This window comes from Geodermatophilus sp. CPCC 205761 (assembly GCF_051383655.1).
GTDB lineage: Bacteria > Actinomycetota > Actinomycetes > Mycobacteriales > Geodermatophilaceae > Geodermatophilus.
Genome location: NZ_JALPKQ010000010.1, coordinates 122,408 through 143,929, shown reverse-complemented (window position 1 = coordinate 143,929; position 21,522 = coordinate 122,408). Strand labels below are relative to the sequence as shown.

The following is a 21,522-nucleotide window of genomic DNA, read 5'->3' as shown; positions in this document are numbered from 1 at the left end:
TGGCCCGCCCTCACCCGCGTCGTCTGAGAGCCGGCCGAAGGGCAGAAATGGCCATTTCTGCCCCGGACGGCGACGTGTTCAGACGGTCTCGGGTACCCGGAGGTGGGCCAGGACCAGCTCGAACTCCCCGACCTCGAGGATCGTGCTGCCCATCGCGGCGGCGAACTCCTCGCGGACGGCCGTGGCGTTGGTCCGGGACCGTTCCAGCGTGGCCCGGTCGGCGTAGGTGACCGCGCCGGCGCCGTTGCCCTCCCGCCGGTCCATCATCAGGCTGGCGCTGCAGAAGCCGTCCATCTCCTCCAGCCGCGGCAGCAGGCTCATCTTGTAGGCGTCGAGGACCCGCTCCACGTTCGCCGGCTCGGTGCGGCTCCAGGTGACCCGGGTGCAGGCCCCCTCCGGTGCCTCGTGCACGCGGTGCAGGACGGCGATCTCCCACGTCTGCACCTCGGGCCGTCCGCCGAGGATCCGGCTGACCTCGTCCCGCAACGGGCCCACGCGGTCCATCGTGGCGCGCATCATCTCCTCCGTCTGCCAGGCGCTCGTGACGATGCAGCGGCCGGTGTCGCGGTCGGCGAGCATGGAGAGACCGACGCAGCCCTCCATCTGCTGGACCTTGGGCATCGCCTCGTCGCGCATGTAGGCGGTCGCCTCGTCGATGGCCCCGGGGTTGCCGCGGACGGTGGTCGTTCGGGCGTACATGCCACCACTCCTCTCGGGAGGCGGCGCGCCCCTGCGGCGTCGCCGCGCAGCCGAGGGTCCTCGCCGCGGCAGGGGGTGACAACGGGTCGTGCGCGGCGGCCGGGCGCGGCGCTGCGGCCGGTGTCCGCACCACCCGGCACGGACACCGGCCGGACGACGTCAGACGGTCTCCGGTACCCGCAGGTGGGCGAGGACCAGCTCGAACTCGGCGACGTCGGTGATCGCCATGTGCATCTGCGACGCGAACTCGTCGCGCATGGCGCGGCCCTGCTCGCGGGTACGCTCCATGGCCGCGCGGTCCTCGAACGTGACGGCGGCGACCGCCATGCCCTCCGCCCGGCTCACGAGGAGGCTGACGCTGCAGAAGCCGGGGTACTCCTCGATGCGCGGGACCAGGTTCGCCTTGACGGCGTCGATGGCGCGGTCGATCTGGTCGGGCTCGGTGCGGGACCAGGTGAGCCGGCTGCAGGCGCCCTCGTGGGTCTCGTGCGCCCGGTGCATGATGGCGATCTCCCACTCGCGCACCTCCGGCGCGCCGCCGAAGATCTGCGCCGCCCTCTCCCGCGACGAGCGCACCCCTTCGGCGCTGGCGTGCATCGCCTCCGCATCGCGCCAGGACGTCGTGACGATGCAGTGGCCGGCCTCGCGGTCGGCGAGCATGGACAGGCCGACGCAGCCCTCCATCTGCTGGACCATCGGCATCACCTCGTCGCGGACGTAGGCGATGCCCTCCTCCATGGACTGCGGGTTGCCGCGGATGGTGGTCGAACGGGCGTACATGCCACGACTCCTCTCTCGAGGTGCTCCCGGTGGAGGCGGCGGTGCCCGTGCGGCATCGCCGCGCCGAACAGCGTCCTCGCCCGGTCACCGCGAGGCAACGCCCCGGAGAACCGCGGCCACCCCGCGACGGACCCGTCGCCTGGTGGGCCGCCGTCCTCACCTCCCCGTCGCCGCCCTCGCGCTGCACGCGGTGGTCGGCGACGGGGCGGTGAGGACGGCGTCGAGGTCGTGCCGGGCGACCGGCGGCGGCGCCCGGTGTCGACGTGTCGACCGGGCGCTGTGTCGCCGTGTCGACACCGGGCCACTCGCCGTCGTCCGGGGAGTGCAGCAGCATGGCGGGGTGACCAGCGCGACCGACCGACACGGGCACACCCACCGCCTCGACCTGGAGGACGCGACCGTCCGCGAGTGGGACGCGACGGTGGTCGCCGCCGACCCGGAGCAGGGCATCGTGCTCGACCGCAGCGCCTTCTACCCCGGAGGCGGCGGCCAGCCGCCGGACGAGGGCGTGCTGCTGTGGGGCGGCGTCCGCACCCGCATCGCCGGCACCCGCAAGGGCGACGAGCTGTACCTGATCCCGGTGGAGGGCGACCCGGTGCCGCCGCCGGGGACGGCGGTGCGCGGAGCCCTGGACGACGAGCGGCGCACCCAGCTGATGCGCACCCACTCCGGCCTGCACGTGCTCACCGGCGTCGTGTTCCGGGACTTCGGCGCACTCGTGACCGGCGGCAACATGGAGCCGCTCACGGCGCGCATGGACTTCGACCTGGCAGAGGTCCCGGCCGACTTCAAGGAGCGGGTGGCCGAGGCGGTCAACGCCGAGATCGCCGCCGACCGCCGCATCGAGGTCACGACCCTGCCGCGGGAGGAGGCGTTCGCGATCCCCGACATCATCCGGACCGCCACCAACCTCCTCCCGCCCGACATCGAGGTGGTGCGGATCGTCGACATCGTCGGCCTCGACACCCAGGCCGACGGCGGCACCCACGTCGCCTCCACCGCGATGGTCGGTCGGGTGGAGGTCACCAAGATGGAGAACAAGGGCCGCGGCTTCCGGCGGCTGCGCGTCCGCATCGTCTGAGCGCGCAGGGACGCGCGGTCAGGGGACCCAGCCAGGGGACGGCGGCCGTCAGGAGACCGCCCGGGTGAGGAACAGCAGCCGGCCCGCGCCGACGGAGAGGGTCGTCGACGACACCGTCCCGGCCGCCTCCCCGCGCGGCGTCCCGGTGTCCAGCTGCAGCGACCACGGCGTCGACGTCCCGGTGCCGGGCAGGGTGAACTCCACCGGCTCCGCGCCGGCGTTCAGCAGGATCAGCAGGTCGTCGTCGAGGACCCGCTCCCCGCGCGGCCCGGGCTCGCTGATGCCGTCCCCGGCGAGGGAGAAAGCGAGTGCCCGGGACCAGGGGGTCGCCCAGTCCTGGTCGCGCATCGGGCTGCCGTCGGGACGGAACCAGGCCAGGTCGGCGTCGTCGCTGTCGAGGACGGGGCGGCCCTGGAAGAACCGGCGGCGGCGCAGGGCGGGGTGCTCGCGGCGCAGCGCGAGCAGCCGTCGGGTGAAGGCCAGCAGGTCCTCGTCGGCGGCGGCCCAGTCGAACCAGGAGATCTCGTTGTCCTGGCAGTAGGCGTTGTTGTTGCCCCGCTGCGTGCGGCCGATCTCGTCGCCGCCGAGGAGCATCGGCACGCCCTGGGAGAGCACCAGCGTGGCCAGCCGGTTGCGGGCCTGCCGCGCCCGCACCGCCAGCACGCCGGGGTCGTCGGTCGGGCCCTCGACGCCGTGGTTCTCCGACCGGTTGTCGTCGGTCCCGTCGTCGGCCGGGTTGTCCTGGTTGTGCTTGCGGCCGTAGCTCACCAGGTCGTGCAGGGTGAAGCCGTCGTGCGCGGTCACGAAGTTCACCGACGCCGTGGGCCGCCGGCGGCCGGCCTGGAACAGGTCGGAGGAGCCGGAGAGGCGGTACGCCAGGTCCCCGAGCCCGGCGGTCCGGCCGCGCCACAGGTCGCGCACGGTGTTGCGGTAGCGGTCGTTCCACTCGCTCCACAGGTCCGGGAAGGCACCCACCTGGTACCCGCTCATGTCCCACGGCTCGGCGATCAGCTTCACCTGGCCGAGGACGGGGTCCTGCTGCACGAGGTCGAAGAAGACCGCCGCCGCGGTCGGCTCCTGGCCGGCCTCCCGGGCCAGGGTGGTCGCCAGGTCGAACCGGAACCCGTCGACGTGCATCTCCAGGACCCAGTAGCGCAGCGAGTCCATGACCAGCTGCAGGGGAGCCGAGTGGGTGACGTTCAGCGAGTTCCCCGTGCCGGTCGTGTCGTAGTAGTGCCGCCCCTGGTGCAGCCGGTAGTAGGCGGCGTTGTCGAAGCCGCGCAGGGACAGCGTGGGGCCGTTCTCGTTGCCCTCGGCGGTGTGGTTGTAGACGACGTCGAGGATCACCTCGAGCCCGGCCGCGTGCAGCGCGGCCACCATCTGCTTGAACTCGGCCACCTGGCCGCCGGTGTCACCGGCCGCGGCGTACTCCCCGTGCGGGGCGAGGTAGCCGAGGGTGTTGTAGCCCCAGTACTGGCGCAGCCCCCGGTCGACGAGGAAGCCGTCGTGCACGAACTGGTGCACCGGCAGCAGTTCGACCGCGGTCACCCCTAGCGAGGTCAGGTGCTCGACGGCGGCGGGGTGCGCGAGCCCCGCGTAGGTGCCGCGCAGCTCCTCGGGCACGTCCGGGTGCCGCCGGGTGAAGCCCTTGACGTGCACCTCGTACAGGACGGTGTCGGCGTACGGCGTCCGGAGCGGGGCGTCGTCCCCCCACGCGAACGCCGGGTCGACGACGAGGCCGCGGGGGACGAAGGGGGCGCTGTCGTCGTCGCTGCGCACGTCGGGCTCGCCCGGCCGGTGCCCGGTCAGCGCCGGGTTCCAGCGCACGCCGCCGGTGATCGCCTTCGCGTAGGGGTCGACGAGCAGCTTGGCCGGGTTGCAGCGCAGCCCCCGGGCGGGGTCGAAGGGCCCGGAGACGCGGTACCCGTAGCGCTGGCCGGGGCGGATGCCCGGCAGGTACGCGTGCCAGATGTCGGCGTCGACCTCGGTGAGCGGAACCCGCTCCTCGGTGCCGTCCGGGTCGAGCAGGCACAGCTGCACCTGCTCGGCGACCTCGCTGAACACGGCGAAGTTCGTGCCGTCCCGGTCCGGCGTCGCGCCCAGGGGCCGGGACGCTCCCGGCCAGGAGCGCGGCGGGCCGCCCGCCGCCGTGGCCGGCTGCCGGCCCGTGCTCGTCAGGACGTCCACGTCCACCTCCACGTCGGCCGCCGACCGCGCGCGACGGGCGGAGAGTCAGCGTGCTGGTGACGGCGTCACCGGCCCGTCACGCCCGAGGTCGACCGCGTGGCGCAGTCGCAGGCTGCCGCTGAGCCACACCAGGACGTCGTGCAGCCGCAGCCGGCTCAGCGCGACGCCGTCGAGCAGTGGGGTGACCGCCGCCTCCAGTGCGGCGAAGGCGTCGGCGTTGGCCACGAGCTCCCGGTGCACGACCGCCGCGACGCCGCTGTCGCCCTCCTCGACGTGCGGCCACAGCTGCCGCAGCGTCGTGCCGTCGAGCAGCGGGAACAGGCACGGGCTCCGGTGGTGCAGCGCGGCCAGCACGTAGCTCGACTCCCGGACCCGGCCCAGCCGCGCCAGCTCCCGCAGCGCGGCACCCACCGTCCCGGGCTCGCCGAGGACCGAGAACTCCTCGGCGGGCAGGTCCCACAGCGCACCGCTGCCGACCCGGGCGGTCGCGCCGTCGGCGAGGTCCCGGGCGTCGTCGAAGGCGGCGCGCACGGTGGCCCAGCCGTCGGGGGAGAGCCGGCCGTGCAGCCCCTCGGCCACCTGCACGTCGGGGTCCCCGAGCGGACCCTCGGGGACCGGCTGGTGGTCGAAGCGCTCGAACCCGAAGGCGGCGACCTGCACCCACCGGCCTTCCGGCACGCTCGGCGACCGGAAGCGCAGCGGCCGTCGCCCGCGGGCGTACCCCAGCACCGCGGCCACGGCGATCGCCAGCGGGATCGGTTCCGGCCCCGCGCTCGGCAGGACGAGGACGACATCGAGCGCCACCCGTCCAGGGTCCCCCGTCAGCGCCGCCAGGTCGCCCCCGGCGCGTCGACGAGCGGGACGACCCGGCCGCCGGCGGCCAGGTGCAGGCTCCACGTCCCGTCGATCCCGTCGAGGACGGCCTCCAGGCCCTCGGCCCACTCGTCGTCGCGGGCCGTGACCGCTCCGTGTCCGGGCCGGCAGAGCGCCATCGCCAGGTGCGCCGGCCCCGCGCAGTGCTCGGTCACGGTGCCGTGCAGGTCCCGCAGGCCGTGCAGGGTGGGCAGGTCGGGCACCGGTGGCACGTCGTCGACCGGCACCACCACCGGCAGCATGCGGGAGTCCTCACCCAGCCACAGCAGCCAGAGGCTGCGGGCGGCGAAGACCGGCGGGTCGAGGACCTCGACCCAGCGGCGGGTGAGCTCGGCGGCGGAGCGGACCGGGACCTGGGCGAGCGCGGGAGTCGTCATGTCCTCCACCCTGGCCGCCGACACGGCGCGAGGAGCTGCCGTCCACAGGCCCGAACCCCTTCCACAGGCCCGCCGGCGGACACACCGGGGACGTGCTACCCCGAGCGGCAGGTCACCGCCGGCTCACCTACCGTCAGGAGCACCGGCACTGCTCCCGCCGTCGGGAGGACCTCCCCGTGCTCCGACGCACCCCCCTCACCGCTGCCACCGCCGCGGCACTCGCCGTCACCGGACTGCCGGCCTCCGCGCACGCGGCCGCCGAGTGCGCCGCGCCCACGCACGAGATCGGCCAGGTCCAGGGGAGCGGGGACGCCACCCCGCTGGCCGGGCAGCAGGTCACCGTCCGCGGCGTCGTCGTCGGCGACCTCCCCGGCCTGTCCGGGTTCCACATCCAGGACCCCGACGGCGACGCCACCACCTCCGACGGCGTCTTCGTGTTCAGCCCGGTCGCGGTCGACCTCGGCGACACCGTCGCGGTGACCGGTCGGGCGCAGGAGTTCAACGGCCAGACGCAGGTCGGCGCGCGCACCGGCGTCGTCGTCTGCGCGCAGGGCGCGGACCTCCCGGACGCCGCGCCGCTCGACCTGCCGGCCGACGACGCCGCGCACGAGCGGCTCGAGGGGATGCTGGTCGAGCCGGCCGACGTCCTCACCGTCAGCGAGGTCTTCGACCTGACCAGCTTCGGCGAGCTGACCCTGTCCGAGGGCGGCGTCCTCGTGCAGCCCACCGAGCTGGCCCGGCCGGGCCCCGAGGCGCAGGCGGTCGCCGCGGAGAACGCGCGACGGCGGATCGTGCTCGACGACGGCGCCGGCGCGCGGGTCGACGTCACCACCCGGCCGTACCTCTCACCGGGGACGCCGGTGCGGATCGGCGACGTGGTCGAGTTCACCGAGCCGGTGGTGCTCGGCTGGGGCTTCTCGCAGTGGCGGCTGCAGCCGGCCGACGGCACCGCCGACGGCGTGTTCGCCCCGCAGGACACCCGCCCGCCCGAGCCGGACGACGTCGGCGGCGACCTGCGGCTGGGCACCTTCAACGTGCTCAACTACTTCCTCACCCGCACCGGACCCGACGCCCGCGGGGCGACCACCGACGCGGAGTTCGCGGAGCAGGCGGCCAAGATCGTCGCGGCGATCGACGGCCTCGGCGCCGACGTCGTCACCCTGCTGGAGATCGAGGACACCGACGCCACCGGCTTCAGCCCCGGCGACGCCGACCGCGCGCTGGCCGACCTGGTCGGCCGGCTGACCGCGCGCACCGGCGAGGCCTGGGCCCACGTGCCGATGCCGGCGGAGCTGTACGCCGTCGACCGGGACGCCATCCGCAACGCGATCGTCTACCGCGCCGACGTCGTCGAGCCGGTCGGGGCGCCGGCCGGGCTGGTCGACGAGGCGGTGTGGGCCAACGCCCGCGAACCGGTCGCGCAGACCTTCAGCGGGCGGGGCGGGACGCTCACCGTCGTCGCCAACCACTTCAAGACCAAGGGCTCCGCCGACGGCGCCACCGGCGACAACGTCGACGCCGGGGACGGCCAGGGCGCCTGGAACGGCGACCGGGTCCGGCAGGCCCGCTCGCTGGCCGCCTTCGTCGAGCGCCTGGCCGCCACCGACCCGGACGTCGTCGCGATGGGCGACCTCAACGCCTACACCCGCGAGGACCCGGTCGAGGTGCTCCGCGGGGCCGGCCTCACCGACCTCGGCGAGCAGTTCGACCCGGGCCGGTACAGCTTCGTGTTCGACGACCGGTCCGGCTCGCTGGACCACGCGCTCGCCACGGCCGCACTGGCCGCGCGGGTCACCGGGCTGGCGCACTGGAACGTCAACGCGGTCGAGTCCTCGGCCTACCAGTACGACGGCGACCCAGCGCTCTATGCACCCGACCCCTACCGCTCCAGCGACCACGACCCGCTGGTGCTCGGCGTCGACCTGGACGGGCGCTGCGGCTGACCCGCGTCAGCGGTGGCCGATGCCCCCGGGCCCGTGGTCGGCCGGGACCGCCTCGCCGTCGGCGACCGGCCCCGGCGGCGTCCCGTCCCCGAAGGGGGAGCCGCCCAGGGACTCGCGCCCGTGCGGGGTCAGCCAGACCGACGTGTCCGGGCCCTGCGGGATGATCCGGGTCGGGTTGATGTCCACGTGGACGACGTAGTAGTGCTCCTTGATCTGCGGGAAGTCGATCGTGTCGCCGAACCCGGGGGTCTGGTACAGGTCGCGCGCGTAGGCCCACAGCACCGGCAGCTCGGTCAGCTTGTGCCGGTTGGCCTTGAAGTGGCCGTGGTAGACGGCGTCGAAGCGGGCCAGCGTGGTGAACAGGCGGACGTCGGCCTCGGTGATCGTCCCGCCCATCAGGTACCGCTGGCCGGCCAGCCGCTCCGACAGCCAGTCGAGCGCGGTGAACAGCCGCTCGAAGCCGCGGTCGTAGGCCCGCTGGTCCCCGGCGAACCCGCACCGGTACACCCCGTTGTTGACCTCGGTGTAGACCTGCTGCATGACCTCGTCCATCTCGTCCCGGAGCTTCTCCGGGTAGAGGTCGGGGGCACCGTCGCGGTGGAACGCCGTCCACTCGGTGGAGAGGTCCAGGGTGATCTGCGCGAAGTCGTTGGTGACCACGGCGCCGCTGGGGACGTCGACGATCGCCGGCACGGTGATGCCGCGGTCGTAGTCGGGGAAGCGGGCGAGGAACGCCTGCTCCAGCCGCTCGTAGCCCAGCACCGGGTCGCGGCCGCCCGGGTCGAGGTCGAAGGTCCAGCTGCGCTCGTCGTGCGTGGGCCCGCACAGGCCCATCGAGATCGCCGTCTCCAGGCCGAGCAGCCGGCGCACGATGATCGAGCGGTTGGCCCACGGGCAGGCCCGCGCGGCCACCAGCCGGTAGCGGCCGGCCTCGGCCGGCCACCCGCTGGTGCCGTCGGCGGTGATCCGGTCGGGGATGTAGGTCGAGTCCCGCGTGTACTCGCCGCCGGTGACGTAGCCCGAGCCGCTGTTCTCGTCGTTCACGGGTCCAGCTTGATCGACTCGGTGCCGACCCGCGCGTTCACACGCGCGCGAGCGTCGCGTCGTCCCGCTCGCCACCGAAGAAGCGGTCGAGCACGTCACCGAACACCGCGGCCTCGGGCTCGGCCCGCTCGAACAGCGTCATCGACGAGCGCAGCTTCACCGCGTCGATCGACCCGAGCACGCTGACGGCGTCGGTCGTGCCCAGGTCCAGCAGCGCCTGCGCGCACTCGACCAGCCGCGGGCCGAGCACCGGGTGGTCGAGGTAGGCCTGCGCCTCGGGCAGCCCGGAGACCGCGTAGTGCCGGGCGGTGGAGCTGCGGCCGAGCCCCGCGACCTGCGGGAAGACGAACCACATCCAGTGGCCGCGTTTCGAGCCGGCCCGCAGCTCGCGCAGCGCGGCGTCGTACACGCCGCCGTCCTGCGCGCGGACGAACCGCTCGAGGTCGAAGGGGTCGCTCACTCCAGCACGCCGACCGGGGTCTCGTCGGCGGGCAGCCGCTCGACGGCGGGCGACACGGCGTGGTCGAGCGCGCTCTCCAGGAAGCCGACCATCGTCCGGACCAGCCGCTTGCGGGAGTCCGCGCGGCGGTAGTCGTGCCCCTCGCCGGCCAGCTCGAGGTACTCCACCGGCCGGTCCAGCGCGCGCAGCGCGGCCACGATCTGGTGCGCCTCGCCCAGCGGCACGTTGGTGTCGTGCTCGCCGTGGACGACGAGCAGCGGCGCGTCGATGAGGTGCGCCGACGCCAGCGGCGAGATGTCCTCGAGCAGGGCGCGGTCGCGCTCGGGGTGCCCGTACTTCGAGACCGCCGCCGCCGCGATCCACGGCTCGCTGTCCCGGTAGAAGGTGACCAGGTCGGACATGCCGCAGATGTCGACGCCGGCGGTGAACACGCCGGGGGAGAAGGCCAGGGACGCCAGCGTCAGGTAGCCGCCGTAGGACCGGCCGGTCACCGCGATCCGCCCGGGGTCGGCGATGCCGGCGTCCACCAGGTGCTGCGCGGCGGCGAGGACGTCGGCGAACGCCTCGTACCGCCCGTGCAGGTCGTCGGCGTGCACGAACTCGCGCCCGAAGCCCGACGACCCGCGGATGTTGGGGGCGAACACCGTGATCCCGGCGGCGGCCAGCGCCTGGTGCTCCGGGTGGAACGTCGGCCGCTCCTGCGCCTCCGGTCCGCCGTGCAGCCACAGCGCCGCCGGACCGAGCTCCTTGAGGTGGCTCGGGGCCCGGTACAGCCAGCCGGTCAGCGGCAGCCCGTCCTGGCCGGCGAACGTCTCCAGCGTGGGGACGACGAGCCGCCGCTTGGGCAGGGGCGGGGCGGAGGTGACCCGGGTCCAGGCGTGCGTGGTGGTGTCCAGGTGCCACAGCTCGCGGGGCCGGGTGGGTCCCTGGACGCCGAGCACCACGCTGGAGCCGTCGCGGCTGAGCACCGGGTCGGCGGCGACCAGGCCGGGGAGGCCGGTGATCGGGGTGCGCCCGCCGGTGGCGGTGTCCATCAGCTCGAGCTCGCTGCGGCCGGCGACGTTCCACACGAGCAGCAGCAGCCGGCCGGCGTCGTCGGCGTCGATGGCCTCCAGCTCGGCGTCGTCCCGGGCGGCGAGGCAGCGGGCCTCCCCGCGCCAGCCGTTCGGGCCGAACGGCAGCCCGATGAGCTGGCGGCGGGGCAGCCCGACGTCGGAGGCGAGGTAGACGTAGACCGGGCCGGAGTGGTCCTCCGGAGCGGGCCGGATGAGCGCCTGCTCGGTGGAGCCGGTCGCGCCGTGGGGGAGGGCGCTGAAGTCCTCGTCGGTGAGCCGGTCGACGACGACGACGTACTGCTGCCCGCGCTCGCCGTCGCGGATCACGATGAACCGCTCCTCCAGCGACACGTCGAGCACGTGGATCAGCTCACCCTCGGCCAGCGGGTCCATCCGGCCGGTCGCCGGGTCGGCGAGGAAGCAGCGGGTGGGCACGCCGGGACCGGTCCCGGGGAAGGTGACGACGAAGCGGTGGCCGCTGCGGGTCCACGGGCCCAGCTCGGCGTGCGTCTCGGCGTCGCCGGCGACCCGCCGGGCGTCGGTGCCGTCGGGCCGGACCACCCACACCGCGGTCCGCACGCCGCCGTCGGTGGCGACCTCGCAGGTCAGCCAGCCGCTGTCGGCGGCCCACCGGACCTTGACGACCGGATCGTCGGAGAGGCGGATGAGGCGGGCCGGCGGGATGGAGCCGTCCAGCTCGACGTCCTGGATCCACACCTGCGGGGTGCCGGTGCGGTCGCTGATGAAGGCGACGCAGCGCGCGTCCGGCGTCATGTTGGGGCCCCAGCTGCCCCAGGCGTCGACCAGCTGGTCGGCGAGCGTGACGGCCTCCTCGACGTGGGGAGCGGACACGCTCGCCTCGGTGGTCACCGCGTTCGGTCCTCCATCTCCTGCAGCCACATCTCCAGCAGCGCCAGCTGCCACAGCGCGTTGGAGCCGAGCGTCGTCCGGGCGACGTTCGGCTCGCGCAGCATGCGCTCGACGGCGTCCGGCCGGAACAGGCCACGCCGCTTGGCCGCGGGGTCGGTGAGCGCGTCGCGCACCCGCTCCAGGTAGGGGCCGTCGAGCTGCCGGATCGCCGGCACCGGGAAGTATCCCTTGGTCCGGTCGATGACCGCATCGGGAACGACGCCCCGGGCGGCGCGCTTGAGCACCCCCTTGCCGCCGTCGGCGAGCTTCAGCTCCGGCGGGATGCGGCCGGCCAGCTCGACCAGTTCGTGGTCGAGGAAGGGCACCCGCGCCTCCAGGCCCCACGCCATCGTCATGTTGTCCACCCGCTTCACCGGGTCGTCGACCAGCATGACCGTGGTGTCGTTGCGCAGCGCGGCGTCCACCGCGGTCTCGGCACCCGGCCGGCCGAACTGCTCGGCGATGAACGCGGTGGGCGCGTCCTCGTCGACCATCCACTCGGGCTCGAGCACCTCGCCCAGCGCCGACCACCGGCGGTCGAAGAAGACGCGGGAGTAGGCCTCGACGGCGTCCTCCCGGGGAACGCCGGCCAGCGGCGGGTACCAGTCGTAGCCGCCGAGCACCTCGTCGGCGCCCTGCCCCGACTGCACGACCTTGACGTGCTGCGACACGTCCTGGGAGAGCAGGTAGAAGGCGACGCAGTCGTGGCTGACCATCGGCTCGCTCATGGCGGCGACGGTGGCGTCGAGGCCCGGCAGCAGCCGGGAGTTGTCGATGGCGATGCGGTGGTGGTCGGTGCCGAACCGCTCCGCGACCAGCGTCGAGTACTCGAACTCGTCGCCGGACTCCCCGCCGGCGGACTCGAAGCCGATGCTGAAGGTGGCCAGCCCGGTCTGGCCCATCTCGGCCAGGAGCGCGACGACGAGGCTGGAGTCGATGCCGCCGGAGAGCAGCACGCCGACCGGCACGTCGGAGACCATCCGGCGCTCGACGGCGGTGCGCAGGCTGGCCAGCAACGCCTCCTCCCAGTCACGCGGGGTCCAGTCGCGGCGGGACTCGTCGCGGGTGAACTCCGGCCGCCAGTAGACGGTGTCGCGGCTGGTGCCGTCGGGCTCGATCACGCGCACCGTCGCCGGCGGCAGCTTGCGGACGCCGGTCAGGATCGTCCGCGGCGCCGGGACGACGGAGTGGAAGGTCATGTAGTGCGCCAGCGCGGTGCGGTCGATGGAGGTGTCCACGCCGCCACCGGCCACCAGCGCCTGCACGGTGGAGGCGAACCGGATCCGGTCGGGGCGGGCGTCGACGTAGAGCGGCTTGATGCCCAGCCGGTCACGGCCGAGCACCACCCGGCCCGACGCGTGCTCGACGACGGCGAACGCGAACATGCCGAGGAAGTGGTCGACGCACGACGTGCCCCACTCGGCGTACGCCTTGAGCACGACCTCGGTGTCGGACGTGGAGAAGAAGCGGTGCCCGGCCCGCTGCAGCTCGGCGCGCAGCTGCCGGTAGTTGTAGATGATCCCGTTGAAGACGACGGTGAGCCCGAGGTGCGGGTCGACCATCGGCTGGGCGCCGTGCTCGGAGAGGTCGATGATCGACAGCCGGCGGTGCCCGAGGGCGACCGGCCCGCGGGCCCAGATCCCGTCGCCGTCCGGCCCGCGGTGCGTGAGGCACCCGGTCATCCGGTCGAGGACGGCGACGTCGGCCCGCCCTCCGTCGAGGCGCAGCTCACCGGCGAGTCCGCACATCAGCGGGTCCCCCTCTCCTCGGGTGCGACGACGATCCAGGTGTCCTTGGCGCCGCCGCCGCGCGAGCTGTTCACGACCATGCTGCCGGGCGCGGCGACCCGGGTGAGCCCGAGGTCGGCGAAGCGGCAGTCCTCCGGGCGGGTGCCGGTCAGGTGGACGAAGGCGCGCAGGTCGATGTGCCGCGGGTGCAGGCCGTCGTCGTCCAGGGCCGGTGCCGAGGACAGCGGGACGACCTCCTGGGCCACCCACGAGCCGGGCCGCGTGGCGATCTCGGCGCGCCGCCGGGCCACCTCCGCGGCGCTCGCCGCCGGCCCGATCAGCACGCCGTTCCCGCCGAAGCCGTCGACCGGCTTGGTGACCAGCTCGCCGACCCGCTCGAGGACGGCGCGCCGCTCGACCTCGTCGCTGGGCCGGTAGGTCGGCACCGACTCCAGCAGGGGGCGCTCGCCGAGGTAGTAGCCGATCAGCTCCGGCACCCAGCAGTACATCGCCTTGTCGTCGGCCACGCCGTTGCCCGGGGCGTTGGCGAGCACGACCGCCCCCGCCGCCGCGACGTCGAGCACCTCCGCGCCGACCGGCCGCCCGTCGCCGTCGGTCAGGTCTGCCAGCTCGCCGTCCAGCCGCAGGTACAGCGCGCCGATCTGGTGCCGGCCGTCGCGGTGCACGACCCGGCCGCCGGCGACGTCGAGGTCGTCGGCGGTGACCAGCAGCAGCCCGGCGCCGGCGGCGAGCCGGCGGTGCTCGTACCAGGCCGAGCTCTCCGGCCCGCTGGTGAGCAGGGCCGCCGACGTCCCGGGGTCGGCGTGCCGGAGCAGGGTGGCGCGCAGCAGCTCGAAGGCCGCGGCCGGGTTGGCCAGCCCGGCGGGCCGGGGGAGCTCGGGCATGACCGCGTCGAGCACCCCGCGGGCGGCGATGGCGTAGGCCGTGCCGCTGGGGGCGCGCACGTTGTCCTCGAGCACCCGCCAGCCGCCGTACTCGGTGCGGACGATGTCGAACCCCATCACCGGCGCCCGGACGGCATCGCGGGGCAGCCGGCACGCCTCCGGCCGCCAGCCCGGGGAGTTCAGCACGACGTCCCGCGGAACGACCCCGTCGGCGAGGACCTGCTGCTCGCCGTAGACGTCGCGGAGGAACAGCTCGAGGGCGCGGGCGCGCTGCACGAGGCCAGCACCCAGCTCCTGCCACTCGTGCGGCTGGACGACGCGGGGCACCAGGTCGACGGCGAACAGCCGGTCCGTGCCGTCCACGCGGAAGGTGACGCCGTGCTCGGCCAGCCAGGCGTCGCGGGCGGCCGCGCGCCGCGCGATCTCCTCCGGGGGTAGGGCGGTGACGACGTCGAGGACCTCGCGGTAGGACGGCCGGGGCACCGCGCCGGCGCCGATCGCCTCGTCGCCGGCGCGCGAGCGGTAGCGCCGCAGCGCCGGCCCGGCCGCTCCCGGGCCGCCGGCCGGGCCGTGGCTCTCCTCGACGACCAGCCGCATGACGTCGGTGAGGTCGCCGGACTCGGCGAACGCGGCCCGCTGCCGGTCGGCGGAGTTGCCGCGGGCGAGCGTGGTCTCGGCCAGCTCGGAGACCGCGTCCCAGTCGGCGAGCTCCTCCAGCTGCGGTCGCAGCCGGCGGAGCAGGCCGCGGACGACGTCGGCGGCCTGCCGCGGGCGGGGGTGCAGGGCGTCGTCGAGCAGCTCGCGGGACAGCCCGCCGCGCGCCGCCTGCCACATCGCGGCCCGGTGCAGCGGGGCCGGCGCGGGCACGTGCGGGCGGCCGGCCTGGATGTCCAGCTCGGCGGCCCGGACCATGGCCCGGAACAGCCCGGCGATGAGGACGGCGTCGTCGACCAGCGGGCAGGCGTCGCAGACCCGCAGCTCCAGGGTCGGGGCGTGCGAGCTGGGCCGGACGTCGAAGTAGGCCATCTTGGCGTCGGCGATGACGCCCGAGCCGATGAGGTCGGCGACCAGGGCGTCGTAGTCGGCGGCCGACGACAGCGGGCCGGTCGACCCGGCGGTCGGCCAGCGCTGCCAGATCGTCGTCCGGATGCTGCTGTACCCGGTGTCCTGGCCGTTCCAGTACGGGGAGCTGGCGCTGAGCGCGAGCAGGACGGGCAGGTCGCGGGCGACCCGCTGGGCGATCTCCACGGCGAGGTCGCGGTCGGAGACGCCGACGTGCACCTGGGTGCCGCAGATCAGCTGCTCGTCCACCAGCAGCCGGTACTGCTCGTGCATGCGGCCGTAGCGGCCGGTCGAGGTGAGCTCGAAGTCGGTGAACGTGGAGCGGGGTGCCGTCCCGACGGCGGCCACGCCGAGCCCCTCGCGGCCGGCGACGGCGACCAGCTCCTTGCGCAGCCGGAGCAGCTCCTCCCGCAGGTCGGTGAGGGAGCGGACGACGGCCGTGTTGGTCTCGACCGTGGTGCGCTGGATCTCCGCCGCGTAGGAGCTGCTGGGCAGCCGGCTCAGCAGCTGCGGCGCGCGGGCGGACAGCTCCCACCGCTCGACGTCGATGAGGTGCAGCTCCTCCTCAGCACCGAGCGTCAGCTCTGCACCGCTCATCCCGGGGACCCTAGCTCCGGTTGTGTTCCGGTTGGAGGTCACCGGTGTTCCGGTCGTGTTGCGTGGCGGAGCACGGCGGTCCGGGTGCGTCCCGAAACCGCTGGTCGGCGGCCTCGGTGTGCTGCCACGCTGCAGCGGTGACACGGGGATTCGCTCGGTACGGACCGGGGCTGGTGCCGGAGGGCCCGCCGCCGGTCGACGACCGCCCGCTCGGGCTGGACGACCTGGGCAAGCTCGCCCGCCGCGGGGTGCGGGCGGTGACGCGGGCGGCGCGCGCCGACGACCAGGTCTCGCTGGCCGGGCTGCTGGCCGGCCACCTGGGTGAGGGGGGCATCGGCGAGGACGTCGTCGAGGAGACCTGGCCGGCCTACGAGCACGTCAACGTGCAGGCCGGGCTGGACGCGTGGCTGGCCGCGCGGACCAGCGAGCTGGTCGGCGTCGTCAACTTCCGGCACCGCCCGTTCGGGCTGGCCGAGCTGGTGGCGATGGCCGGGCAGCCGGCCGACCCGTACGGCCCGCGGCCGGGCAACGCGGCGACGGTGAACCTGCCGTGCGGTCCGGACGGCGAGACGCGGGCGTGCCTGCGCTGCGCGGTGCACCTGGTGGAGGACGGCGACGGCGTCCGGACGGCGCTGCTGGTGCGGGCCGCCGAGCCCGAGACCGGGCTCGACCGGGTGTCGGTGCAGGCGCTGTCGACGTCGGCCGCGGCGGCCCGTGCCGCGGTCCGGGACATCCGGGCGGCGGCCGAGCGGGAGAACGTCTTCCGCGGGCAGGTGCTGTCCTTCGGCGCCGAGGTGTTCGGCCACGGGCAGACGCTGCTGCAGTTCCACCGCCGCCCGCACCTCGCGGCCGGCCAGCTGGTGCTGCCCGCGTCGACCCTCGGCGAGGTGGAGCGGCAGGTCGTCGACGTCGCGCGGCACCGGGTCCGGCTGCTGGCCGCCGGGCAGCACCTCAAGCGCGGGCTGCTGCTCTACGGCCCGCCCGGGGTCGGCAAGACGCACACGGTGCGGTACCTGATCGGGCGGCTGCCCGGCACCACCGTCGTCGAGCTGACCGGCGGCGCGCTGCACCTGATCGCCGAGGCCTGCTCGGTGGCCCGGACGCTGCAGCCGGCGCTGATCGTGGTGGAGGACGTCGACCTCATCGCCGAGGACCGCGGCATGCACCCCGGCCACCACCCGCTGCTGTTCCAGCTGCTCAACGAGATGGACGGGCTGGCCGAGGACGCCGACGTGGTGTTCCTGCTGACCACCAACCGCGCCGACCTGCTCGAGCCGGCGCTGGCCGCGCGGCCGGGGCGGGTGGACCAGGCGGTCGAGCTGACGCTGCCCGACCGGGACGCCCGGCGGGCGCTGTTCGACCTCTACCGCGGGCGCCTGGAGGTGGACGTCTCCGGGCTCGAGGACGTCCTCGACCGGACCGACGGCGTCACCGCGTCGTTCCTCAAGGAGCTGATCCGGCGGGCGGCGCTGTTCGCGGCGGAGCGGACGGCGGACGGCGAGCTCTCCGTCTCGGCCGGCGACCTGACCTCCGCGCTGGACGAGCTGCTCGACACCCGCAACGCGATGACCCGCACCCTGCTGGGCGCCGCGACCAGGTGATCATGGGGTTGTTGCCGGCGACTCGCGCAGACGCGCCGTGGCGGCCGGCAACAACCCCATGATCAACGGGGTGTCAGCGGGCGACGACGGCGGGACGGCGGTCCGTCCATGGCAGCGCCTCCTCGAGCTGTGCTGCGAGGCCGAGCAGCGTCTCCTCACCGGCGTAGCGGCCGACCAGCTGCACCCCGACCGGCCAGCCCTCGGGTGAGGGCGTCCCCGGGACGGAGATCGCCGGCGTCCCGGTGACGTTCGACCACGCGGTGAACGGCGCGAAGGTGAAGATCCGGTCGTACCAGCCCCGGGCGTCCAGCGACTCGTCGTTCGCGTTCAGGTGGCCGATCGCGGTGTTGGGCGCGGCGGTCGTCGGTGTCAGCCAGGCGTCGTACCCGGTGAGGAACTGGGCGAGCGTGCGGGTCGTCGCGTTGAACACCCGGTCGACGGCGTACATGTCCAGCGCGGTGAGGGTGGCGCCGTACTCGGCGCAGGCCAGCGTGGTGTGCTCCAGGACCTCGGTCGACAGCTCGGTGCCCAGCGCCGCGGCCGCTCCGTAGGCGCCGTCGGCGAGGAAGCTGCACCAGGCCTTGAGGTTGGCGTCGTCGAAGGCGGCGACGTCGAACTCCGGCGCGGCCTCCTCGACCGTGTGCCCGGCCCGCTGCAGCGCCTCGGCGGCTGCCCGCGCCGCGTCGATGCAGGCCGCGTCGAGCGGCGCGCCGTTCGGCGCGGTCGTGCTGAGCGCGATGCGCAGCCGCGCGGCCGGCGGGCGGGCCGCGGCGAGGAACGTGGTCGCCGGGTCGGGCAGCAGGTACCGGTCACCGGGCTCGGAGCCGGCGACGGCGTCGAGCAGAGCGGCCGCGTCGCGCACGGTGCGTGTGACCGCGAACTCGATGCCGAGGCCCAGCAGCGGGTCGGAGTAGTCGGGGGCGACGGTGACCCGGCCGCGGCTGGGCTTGAGACCGACCAGCCCGGAGGCGGCGGCCGGGATGCGGATGGAGCCGCCGCCGTCGTTGGCGTGCGCCACCGGGAGCGCGCGGGCGGCGACCAGGGCGGCCGACCCTCCGCTGGAGCCGCCGGGGGAGCGTGAGGTGTCCCACGGGTTGCGGGTCGGACCGTTGGCGACCGACTCGGTGCTGGCGTTGAAGCCGAACTCCGGCGTCGCGGTGACGCCCAGAGCGGCCAGCCCGGCGGCGCGGAAGCGGCGCATCAGCGCGGTGTCGTACGGAAACGGGACGCCGGGGCCGAGCATCAGCCGGCCCGCTGGGGGATGCCCTCGGCGTGCAGCACGAGGTCCTTGATCGCGAACGGCACGCCGCCGAACGGGCCGGTCTGGTCGGCCTCCAGCGGCTTCTCGAACAGCTCGCCGACGAGCGCGTTCAGCTGCCCGTTGACCGACTCGACCGCCTGCCGCCCGGCGGCGTGCACCTCGGCGGGGGTGACCTGCCCGGTCCGGACCAGCTCGGCCAGCCCGGTGGCGTCGTACTCGGCGTACTCGGAGACCTGCACGGCGCGCTCCTCGCGTGGTCGGCGGGCTCGCTGCCCGCGCCTGGGACAGAGGCTCCCGCCGTGGCCGGGGTCGCCGCATCGGGAGAACTACGGACCGCCGCGCCCTTCCCGTCTCCGCGCGACCGTGCGACCCTGCCGCGCATGCGCTCCGGGCGGACCACCGGCCGGCTGGCTGCCGCGCTCGCCGTCCGCGAGGCCGCCGAGGCGGCGGCTGCGGGCGAGCCGCTGCTGGACGTCACTCGGGCCGAGGCGGTGCTGGCCGCGCTGCAGTCGCTGTCGACCTGCGCCGCCGCGGTCGAACGCTGGGACCCCGTGCGGTCCCGGCACGAGACGCTGGCCAGCTCCGGCTACGTCGCCGACGCGCTGGCCGCGATGGAGAGCGCCTTCCACGAGGACCCGCTGTTCCCCGCCGTCCGCGCGTCCGGCCGGCCGCTGCGGGTCTGTGACATCGCCCCCGCCGACCGCCGCGGCCCGATGTTCGAACGGGTCATCACGCCGCTGCGGTACGTGGACGGCGTGAGCCTCTGCCTGTCGGCCGGCGGTCGGTACGTGGGGTCGCTGCACGCCAGCACCGCCTCGGAGGGCGTGGACGACGAGGCGGTGGGCTGGCTGCGGCTGCTGCGCGCCGACCTGGCCAGCCTGGTCGACCCGCTCGGCGGGCAGGTCCCGGTGGTGCCGGGGGACGGCGGCGTCCTGGCCTGGGCCCCGGCCGACGGGCGGCTGCTGGCCCTGACGCCGTGCGCGCACCCGTCACTGGTGGCGGGACCGCTGGCCGCGCTGCTGCACCCGTCTGCCTGGCCGTCGCGCCTGGGCAGGCACCTCCTGGTGCTGCGCGGCGCGGAGCTGACCGCCGTCGAGGCGCGGCCGGCGGGACGGTGGGTGGTCGTCGAGCACCGTCCGGGCGAGGCGCCCGCGGGGCTGTCGCTGCGCGAGCTCGAGGTGCTGTGCGGGCTGGCGGAGGGCGAGACAAACCGGATGGTGGCCCGGTCGCTCGGAGTCACCGAGCGGACGGTCGCCACCCACGTCGAGCACCTGCTCGCCAAGCTAGGCGCCGGCAACCGCGCCGCCGCCGCGGCGTTCGCGGTCGGTGCCGGGCTGGTCCGGTTGCCGGCCTGACACACCTCCCTCCGGGGAGCTCGTGCTCTGCCCACTCCGGTGGGCCGAGCACGAGCCTCCGCGAGGACACGACGTCGACCGGGAGACCCGAGCGGCGGTAGCTTGCGGCATGACCGCGGAGCAGACCGTCCGGACGACCAGTGGCACGGTGCGCGGGCTCTCCCGCGACGGCGTGCACGCCTTCCTCGGGATCCCGTATGCGGCACCGCCGTTCGGGGAGCGCCGGTTCGCCGCCCCCGCGCCGCCCGAGCCGTGGGACGGCGTCCGCGCGGCCACGGAGTACGGGCCGACGGTGCCCAAGCCGCCGTACACCCCGCCCTACGACGTCCTCCTGCCCGAGCCGGTCATCCCCGGTGAGGACTGCCTGAACCTGAACGTGTGGACGCCGGACCCCGGGGCGTCCGGGCTGCCGGTCTTCGTGTGGATCCACGGCGGGGCGTTCGTCAACGGCTCGGGCGCGGTGCCGGTCTACGACGGCGCGACGTTCGCCCGTGACGGCGTCGTCGCCGTGACGATCAACTACCGCCTCGGGGTCGACGGCTTCCTGCACTTCGCCGACGGCGGACCGGCCAACCGCGGCCTGCTCGACCAGGTCGCCGCGCTGCGCTGGGTGCAGGACAACATCGCCGCGTTCGGCGGGGACCCGGCGCGGGTCACCGTGGGCGGCGAGTCGGCGGGCGGGATGAGCGTCGGGTGCCTGCTCGCGATGCCGTCGGCGCAGGGGCTGTTCGCCCAGGCGGTGCTGCAGAGCGGTGCCGGCCACCACGCCCTGACCGAGGCCACCGCGACGCGGATCGGCGGCTACCTCGCCGAGCGGCTCAACGTCGCGCCGGAGCGGTCCGCGCTGGCCGGCGTCCCCCTGGCGGACCTCATCGCCGCGCAGCAGGCGCTCGGGATGGACGCGGCCACCGCGCCCGACCCGCACCGGTGGGGCGAGGTGACGACGAACCTCATGGTCTACGAGCCGGTCGTCGACGGCGACGTGCTGCCCGACCTGCCAATCCGGCGGATCGCGGCGGGATCGGCCCGTGACGTGGCCGTGCTCGTCGGGGCCAACCGGGACGAGAACCGGCTGTTCATGGTCCCCAACGGGCTGATCGACATGGTGACCGACCCGTTGCTGCAGATGGTCGTCGCCGGCTACTCGGCGCCGTCCGAGAAGACCCTCGAGGTCTACCGCGCAGGCCGTCCGGGCGCGACGCCGGGTGAGCTGATGGCCGACATCGCGACCGACTGGTTCTTCCGCATCCCGGCGATCCGGCTGGCCGAGGCCCAGGCCGGCGGCGGGCGCGCGTGGGTGTACGAGTTCTCCTGGCCGTCCCCGCAGTTCGGCGGGCGGCTCGGCGCCTGCCACGCCCTGGAGCTCGGCTTCACCTTCGACACCCTGGCGCTGGAGGCGCACGGCGCGCTCATGGGGTCCGGCGCGCCGCAGGCGCTCGCCGACGAGATGCACCGCGCGTGGGTGCGCTTCGTCCGCGACGGCGACCCGGGCTGGGCGCCCTACGACCTCGACCGGCGCGCCGTGCAGGACTTCGGCGAGCAGGTGCGCCTCGTCGAGGACCCCCGCGGCGAGCAGCGGGCGATCTGGGACAGCATCCGCTGACGT

Annotated in this window: 17 protein-coding genes; 5 read left to right on the top strand and 12 right to left on the bottom strand. The window is 74.8% G+C overall.

Going from position 1 to position 21,522, the window contains the following annotated elements:
• Positions 1-78: 78 nt before the first annotated feature.
• Positions 79-699: a hypothetical protein gene (locus MY526_RS08545; RefSeq protein ID WP_436691602.1), complete on the bottom strand. Its 621-nt coding sequence runs from the start codon at positions 697-699 to the stop codon at positions 79-81.
• A gap of 159 nt (positions 700-858) precedes the next feature.
• The gene (locus MY526_RS08540) at positions 859-1,479 is read right to left on the bottom strand and encodes an antibiotic biosynthesis monooxygenase (RefSeq protein ID WP_436691603.1); all 621 of its coding nucleotides are present in this window, start codon (positions 1,477-1,479) and stop codon (positions 859-861) included.
• A 340-nt stretch (positions 1,480-1,819) separates the two neighbouring features.
• On the opposite strand from MY526_RS08540, the gene MY526_RS08535 reads away from it, so the two are divergent.
• Positions 1,820-2,560: an alanyl-tRNA editing protein gene (locus MY526_RS08535; protein ID WP_436691604.1), complete on the top strand. Its 741-nt coding sequence runs from the start codon at positions 1,820-1,822 to the stop codon at positions 2,558-2,560.
• A 48-nt stretch (positions 2,561-2,608) separates the two neighbouring features.
• Here MY526_RS08535 and glgX read toward each other — a convergent pair whose 3' ends face one another.
• From glgX to MY526_RS08520, 3 genes are read right to left on the bottom strand one after another with little or no spacing between them, the layout of a single operon-like run.
• Positions 2,609-4,747, bottom strand: a complete 2,139-nt coding sequence (gene glgX / locus MY526_RS08530) for a glycogen debranching protein GlgX (protein WP_436703701.1) — start codon at positions 4,745-4,747, stop codon at positions 2,609-2,611.
• 45 nt (positions 4,748-4,792) lie between these two features.
• Entirely contained in the window at positions 4,793-5,551 is a 759-nt protein-coding gene (locus MY526_RS08525) for a hypothetical protein (protein WP_436691606.1), read from the bottom strand.
• Between the two features lie 17 nt (positions 5,552-5,568).
• Positions 5,569-5,997 carry a hypothetical protein gene (locus MY526_RS08520; protein WP_436691607.1) on the bottom strand — a complete coding sequence of 143 codons (429 nt, stop codon included), beginning with the start codon at positions 5,995-5,997 and terminating at the stop codon, positions 5,569-5,571.
• Positions 5,998-6,173: 176 nt separating this feature from the next.
• On the opposite strand from MY526_RS08520, the gene MY526_RS08515 reads away from it, so the two are divergent.
• Positions 6,174-7,940, top strand: coding sequence for an ExeM/NucH family extracellular endonuclease (locus tag MY526_RS08515; protein ID WP_436703700.1), 1,767 nt, complete (start codon positions 6,174-6,176; stop codon positions 7,938-7,940).
• Positions 7,941-7,946: 6 nt separating this feature from the next.
• Here MY526_RS08515 and MY526_RS08510 read toward each other — a convergent pair whose 3' ends face one another.
• Genes MY526_RS08510 through MY526_RS08490 form a run of 5 tightly spaced genes read right to left on the bottom strand, consistent with a single transcriptional unit; the run spans position 7,947 to position 15,699 of the window.
• Entirely contained in the window at positions 7,947-8,984 is a 1,038-nt protein-coding gene (locus MY526_RS08510; RefSeq protein WP_436703699.1) for a glutathione S-transferase family protein, read from the bottom strand.
• A gap of 37 nt (positions 8,985-9,021) precedes the next feature.
• Positions 9,022-9,444, bottom strand: a complete 423-nt coding sequence (locus tag MY526_RS08505; protein ID WP_436691610.1) for a DUF1810 domain-containing protein — start codon at positions 9,442-9,444, stop codon at positions 9,022-9,024.
• Positions 9,441-11,369 carry a prolyl oligopeptidase family serine peptidase gene (locus MY526_RS08500; RefSeq protein ID WP_436703698.1) on the bottom strand — a complete coding sequence of 643 codons (1,929 nt, stop codon included), beginning with the start codon at positions 11,367-11,369 and terminating at the stop codon, positions 9,441-9,443. Before MY526_RS08500 ends, MY526_RS08505 begins: the two co-directional genes overlap by 4 nt.
• The gene (locus tag MY526_RS08495) at positions 11,366-13,156 is read right to left on the bottom strand and encodes an N-acetylglutaminylglutamine amidotransferase (RefSeq protein ID WP_436691612.1); all 1,791 of its coding nucleotides are present in this window, start codon (positions 13,154-13,156) and stop codon (positions 11,366-11,368) included. Before MY526_RS08495 ends, MY526_RS08500 begins: the two co-directional genes overlap by 4 nt.
• Positions 13,156-15,699 carry a glutamate--cysteine ligase gene (locus tag MY526_RS08490; RefSeq protein WP_436703697.1) on the bottom strand — a complete coding sequence of 848 codons (2,544 nt, stop codon included), beginning with the start codon at positions 15,697-15,699 and terminating at the stop codon, positions 13,156-13,158. The genes MY526_RS08495 and MY526_RS08490 overlap by 1 nt, the downstream gene beginning before the upstream one ends.
• Before the next feature lie 137 nt (positions 15,700-15,836).
• On the opposite strand from MY526_RS08490, the gene MY526_RS08485 reads away from it, so the two are divergent.
• Positions 15,837-17,300, top strand: coding sequence for an AAA family ATPase (locus tag MY526_RS08485; protein WP_436691614.1), 1,464 nt, complete (start codon positions 15,837-15,839; stop codon positions 17,298-17,300).
• Positions 17,301-17,373: 73 nt separating this feature from the next.
• Here the strand turns inward: MY526_RS08485 and MY526_RS08480 are convergent, their stop codons facing one another.
• Together MY526_RS08480 and MY526_RS08475 are read right to left on the bottom strand one after the other, a co-directional pair.
• A complete protein-coding gene (locus MY526_RS08480) occupies positions 17,374-18,543 on the bottom strand; it encodes an amidase (protein ID WP_436703696.1) in 1,170 nt (389 codons plus the stop codon).
• A complete protein-coding gene (locus MY526_RS08475; protein ID WP_436703695.1) occupies positions 18,543-18,800 on the bottom strand; it encodes a hypothetical protein in 258 nt (85 codons plus the stop codon). Before MY526_RS08475 ends, MY526_RS08480 begins: the two co-directional genes overlap by 1 nt.
• Positions 18,801-18,941: 141 nt before the next feature.
• Between MY526_RS08475 and MY526_RS08470 the strand changes: the two genes are divergently transcribed.
• Both MY526_RS08470 and MY526_RS08465 read left to right on the top strand, forming a co-directional pair.
• Positions 18,942-19,916, top strand: coding sequence for a helix-turn-helix transcriptional regulator (locus tag MY526_RS08470; RefSeq protein WP_436703694.1), 975 nt, complete (start codon positions 18,942-18,944; stop codon positions 19,914-19,916).
• Between the two features lie 109 nt (positions 19,917-20,025).
• Positions 20,026-21,519, top strand: a complete 1,494-nt coding sequence (locus MY526_RS08465) for a carboxylesterase/lipase family protein (RefSeq protein WP_436703693.1) — start codon at positions 20,026-20,028, stop codon at positions 21,517-21,519.
• Positions 21,520-21,522 lie beyond the last annotated feature (3 nt).